Origin of the sequence: Emticicia sp. (genome assembly GCF_043780375.1) — a bacterium.
In the GTDB taxonomy this organism is placed as follows: domain Bacteria; phylum Bacteroidota; class Bacteroidia; order Cytophagales; family Spirosomataceae; genus Emticicia.
Genome location: NZ_JAYWCU010000262.1, coordinates 1 through 4,490, shown reverse-complemented (window position 1 = coordinate 4,490; position 4,490 = coordinate 1). Strand labels below are relative to the sequence as shown.

Below are 4,490 nucleotides of genomic sequence, written 5' to 3'. Positions count from 1 at the left end.
ATTTATGGCAGGTTGCGATAGCCGCTTAGATGTGAAACCAACACAATCTATTGAAGAGTCAAAGGCTCTTGCTACTTCTCAAGATGTTGAAGTAACACTTATTGGTGCGTACGATGGACTTAGTAGTATCAATCTTTATGGTGGTGCTATTCAGTACTCAGGCGATTTGTTGGGTGATGATGCCGAAGTAAGATTCGGTGGAACTTTTGCAACGTTAGATGAACTATGGCGTAAAACCATCACTACTAATAATGGTCAAACCCAGGCTACTTGGTTACAAGCATACACTACAATCAACCGTGCGAATAATGTCTTGGCATCGCTTGATAAAGTAGAAACAAGTAAGAAAAGCAAAGTAGAAGGTGAAGCTCGTTTTATTCGTGGCTTAGTTTACTTCGATTTAGTAAGACTTTGGGCAAAAGCATGGGGTGATGGTGATAATAATGCCAATTTAGGTGTGCCACTTGTAACAACACCTACACGTATTGTTAGTGAAGCAGATAGTCGCCCGAGAGCAACTGTGGCTGCCGTTTATACACAAGTATTGGAAGATTTAACAAAAGCAGAAACATTGTTAGGAAATATCTCAGATGCTGGTTTTGCTTCAAAAAATGCGGCACAGGCGATTTTGGCGAGAGTTTATTTACAACAAGGCAATTATACTGCTGCTCGTGACGCTGCCAACAGAGTTATTACAAGTTCGCAATTTGCTTTAACACCGACATTTGAAGAGGCGTTTGAAGATGCTACAAATGATAGTGAAATGATTTTCAAAATTCTTGTTAGTGACCAAGATGGTGGAAATGATTTGAATAACTATTATGCTCCATCAACTTTTCAAGGGCGTGGCGATATTCGTATTCAAGCAAAACATTTAGGCTTATATGCTACTGGCGATACGAGAGGTCAGTTCTTCGTCAAAGCATCAAACAATAACTATACAGCCAAATTCTTAGATCAATATGGCGATGTGCCAGTGGTTCGTTTGGCAGAAATGTATTTGATTCGTGCGGAAGCTAACCAACGCTTAGTAACAAGTGTAGGTGCTACACCATTGAGCGATGTTAATCTGCTCCGTACAAGAGCAGGTGCAAGAACCTTGACTACTTTAGATTTGAATGCAATTTTAGCCGAACGTAAGTTAGAGCTATCTTTTGAAGGATTACAAGTACACGATGCGAAACGTTTGAAAAGAAACGTAGGAACATTGGCTTTCAGCGATAATAAATTAGTAATTCCGATTCCACAAAGAGAGATAGATACAAATAAGGCTCTTGTGCAAAATCCAGGATATTGATTTTAGAAAAATATAGTAAACAAAAGCGACGAGTCATCAATGGCTCGTCGCTTTTGTTTAGGTGAAAAGAAGTGGGGCTTTCATGCTTATTAAATATAAATTCGTAATCAGTTGATAGTCAACCAATTATGTGTTTTGAATGTGACTGGAGCCGACAAATAAAAACATTTATAAATACTTACGTCTTCTCTGTCTTTTACCAAACCGTGATGCGTTCTTTTTCGGGTTTATACATTTTATCGCTTGGCTGAACATTAAATGCCTTATAAAAAGGTGTAAAATTCATCAAAGGACCATTCACACGCCATTGGGCAGGCGAGTGTGGGTTAGTGTTTACATACATTCTCATAAATGCGTCTTTAGTTTTTACTCTCCATATTCTTGCAATAGAAATAAAGAAACGCTGCTCTGGCGTAAAACCATCAATTTTTACATTACTCTTTCCTTGCTGGGTCAATTTAAAGGCATCAAAAGCTATGGCTATCCCAGCAATATCTGCCGTATTTTCGCCTACTGTCAAGGCTCCTTTTACATGCACCGAATCAAGTACCGTAAATTGATTATACTGCTCTATTACTTGCTGAGTTTTGGCTTTAAATTTCTTAAAATCATCTTCCTTCCACCAATTTCTGACATTACCAACTTTATCATATTGAGCACCTTGATCATCGAATGAGTGCGTAATCTCATGACCAATAACCATGCCTATTCCCCCGTAATTAAGGGCATCATCGGCATTCAAATCAAAATAAGGCGGTTGCAAAATACCAGCGGGAAACACAATTTCATTCAGTGGAGGGTTATTGTACGCCGTAACGGTTGGCGGAGTAGTTCCCCATTCGGTACGGTCAACGGTTTTACCTACTTTTGATACCGCATAAACAAAATCGTTTTGATTGGTAGCCAAACGGTTTTCAAAGTAGGTCGTACGATTGATTGTCACCTTTGAGTAATCTCTCCATTTATCTGGATAACCGATTTTTTCACTGAATGCATATAGTTTTTCTTTTGCCTTGGCTTTAGTCGAATCGCTCATCCAGTCCAGATTATTAATGCGGTTTTCAAAGGCTGTTTTCAAGTTATCTACCAATACTCGCATGCGTTTCTTTGATTCTTCAGGAAAATACTTTTTTACATACAGTTGTGCAAGACCATGCCCGAGCGACCTATCTACCGCATCTGTGATTTCTTCGCCACGTGGTTTTTGAATAGATTGCCCTGTCAAAATCTTTGAATACTCAAAAGATGCAGTTGTAAAATCTTTGCTTAGAAAATCGGCATAAGTAATAAGCGATTTTGCTTTTAAATACGCTTTCCAATCTGCAATTGACACAGAACCCAGTAATGAGTTCAAACGCTCATAATATGCTGGTTGCTGCACATTCAGTGAGTCTATTTTCACGCCTAAACCATTAAAATAAGCCACCCAGCCTATGTTTGGTTGTTTTGTGGCAATAGCTGCCAATGCCATTTTATTGTAATTGGCCTGCACATTTCTTCGCTCAATATTAGTTTTGTGCGATGCCGCCATTTCTTTCTCAATACCATAAGCTGCAGATGCCATTTTGGCAGCAGCCAATGCTTCTGTACCCGATAGTTTCAACAAAGTAGTAACGTAGGTTACATAAGCCTTCTGAATACCAATGGTTGAAGAGTCGGTTTTGAAATAATAATCTCTTTCGGGTAATCCGATGCCTGTTTGCCCTAAATTTACGATGTTTATAGAGCTATTCTTAGTATCAGGGCCAACCCGAAACCCAATAATAGAAGCATTATTAAACTTTTGTTGTTCAGCTACAAATTTCATCAACGAAGCAACATCCGTTATACCATCGATAGTTTTAAGTAAAGGCTTAATAGGCTCATAACCTCTCTTGTTGATAGTAGCGATGTCCATGCCTGAGGCATAAAAATCTCCAATTTTCTGTTCAATACTTCCTGCTGGATTTTTAGCGGCAGAAACACTATCCAAAATTCCTTGCATACGAATACGCTGCGGGAAATTCATGAATGAATAAGACCCCACGCCCGTTTGGGTTGATGGAATCTCGACGGAATCGTACCATTTTTTGTTTACATACATAAAGAAATTGTCGCCCGGTTTTATAGTCGGGTCAATCCCTGTGATGCTTACGTGCTGAGCCAAAGAGGCTTGTGTACCAACCAAAGCAAACAAAAGGACTAAAGAAAGAGGAAAGCGTTTTTTCATGTTTTATTTTAGGATGTTGAGTATAAGTGATTTTTAACGGAAAAATACAAAAATTATTCTTCTGTGCCAAAAAACAAATCGTATTTTGAGACTATTACAAGGGTATTAGAGAGCAAGTTTGGGTTTTTGAGTTTGAAGAACGCAGGACATACCGGCTGAATTAAAATTCTGCCAAACAGGAATAGTAGTATTAAATACCATTTGATTGAGTCGATAACGAAATCTTTCCACCCATTTTGATAAAAAACTGTTATAACCAGTTTTTTATATTCTGTTTTAAATGATTTATTAATTCACTAACATTTTTACTTAATAATTTATACTCATTAGTTATCTGCTCTTGACTTTTATTTGCAAGAAAAAATAATTTTGAAGAAATCAAGTTAATGACCATCAAAATTTCTGCGTCATCAGAAATGGAATTTTCATTTTTCCACCTTTCGATTGATTTTAATGACAAACCAATCAATGGAAAAGAAAGCTTTTTTTCTTGATTAACAATGTTAATCACTTGTCTTTGAGCAGTAATTCTATTTAAAAATTCATCCATTTATTTTTTCTAATAAGGTGTTAAACCAAGCTTCTATATGTGGAAGTTCTTGTGTTATTTTATTAAACGTTTCTTCCGAAGTTATACTTCCAATACCTCTTGTAGATAATAATCTTGCTTTCTTTAGACTTTCATAAACATAGGAATCAATATTTAGCGAATAATTGCCGATTTTTATTGCAGAATCTCTGGAGAAATTATGTTCTTTTATAAAACCAAGAGTAAAACAAGATGCAAAGTTTCTAATAGCCAAGAAAATCATTGATAAGTCAAAATCAATTGAATGTTTGTCTGTCATAATTGATTCTTTGGAATCTTTATATAACTGATAAAACTTTACAGGGTTTGTTCATAAAAAAAAGATAGGGATTCAAAAAGCTGATATATTTGTTTTAGGAACTAAACATCAATTTATGAATCCCCCCAAAACAAAC

General features: G+C 36.6%; 4 protein-coding genes. 1 reads left to right on the top strand and 3 read right to left on the bottom strand.

Annotated elements, in window-relative coordinates; translation table 11 throughout:
- A partial coding sequence (locus ACH2CJ_RS19495) for a RagB/SusD family nutrient uptake outer membrane protein (protein WP_394995581.1) occupies positions 1-1,297 on the top strand: 1,297 nt, incomplete at its 5' end.
- Positions 1,298-1,493: 196 nt separating this feature from the next.
- Here ACH2CJ_RS19495 and ACH2CJ_RS19490 read toward each other — a convergent pair.
- From ACH2CJ_RS19490 to ACH2CJ_RS19480, 3 genes are all read right to left on the bottom strand, one after another.
- Positions 1,494-3,506 (bottom strand): M13 family metallopeptidase, encoded by a 2,013-nt coding sequence (locus ACH2CJ_RS19490; protein ID WP_394995579.1) that lies wholly within the window; start codon positions 3,504-3,506, stop codon positions 1,494-1,496.
- Between the two features lie 250 nt (positions 3,507-3,756).
- Positions 3,757-4,056 carry a hypothetical protein gene (locus tag ACH2CJ_RS19485; RefSeq protein WP_394995577.1) on the bottom strand — a complete coding sequence of 100 codons (300 nt, stop codon included), beginning with the start codon at positions 4,054-4,056 and terminating at the stop codon, positions 3,757-3,759.
- Positions 4,049-4,354 carry a hypothetical protein gene (locus tag ACH2CJ_RS19480; RefSeq protein ID WP_394995575.1) on the bottom strand — a complete coding sequence of 102 codons (306 nt, stop codon included), beginning with the start codon at positions 4,352-4,354 and terminating at the stop codon, positions 4,049-4,051. The genes ACH2CJ_RS19485 and ACH2CJ_RS19480 overlap by 8 nt, the downstream gene beginning before the upstream one ends.
- Positions 4,355-4,490 lie beyond the last annotated feature (136 nt).

Excerpts from the sequence above, each read along its gene's own strand:
- ACH2CJ_RS19490 (WP_394995579.1), bottom strand. The coding sequence starts at position 3,506 with ATGAAAAAACGCTTTCCTCTTTCTTTAGTCCTTTTGTTTGCTTTGGTT.
- ACH2CJ_RS19485 (WP_394995577.1), bottom strand. The coding sequence starts at position 4,056 with ATGGATGAATTTTTAAATAGAATTACTGCTCAAAGACAAGTGATTAAC.
- ACH2CJ_RS19480 (WP_394995575.1), bottom strand. The coding sequence starts at position 4,354 with ATGACAGACAAACATTCAATTGATTTTGACTTATCAATGATTTTCTTG.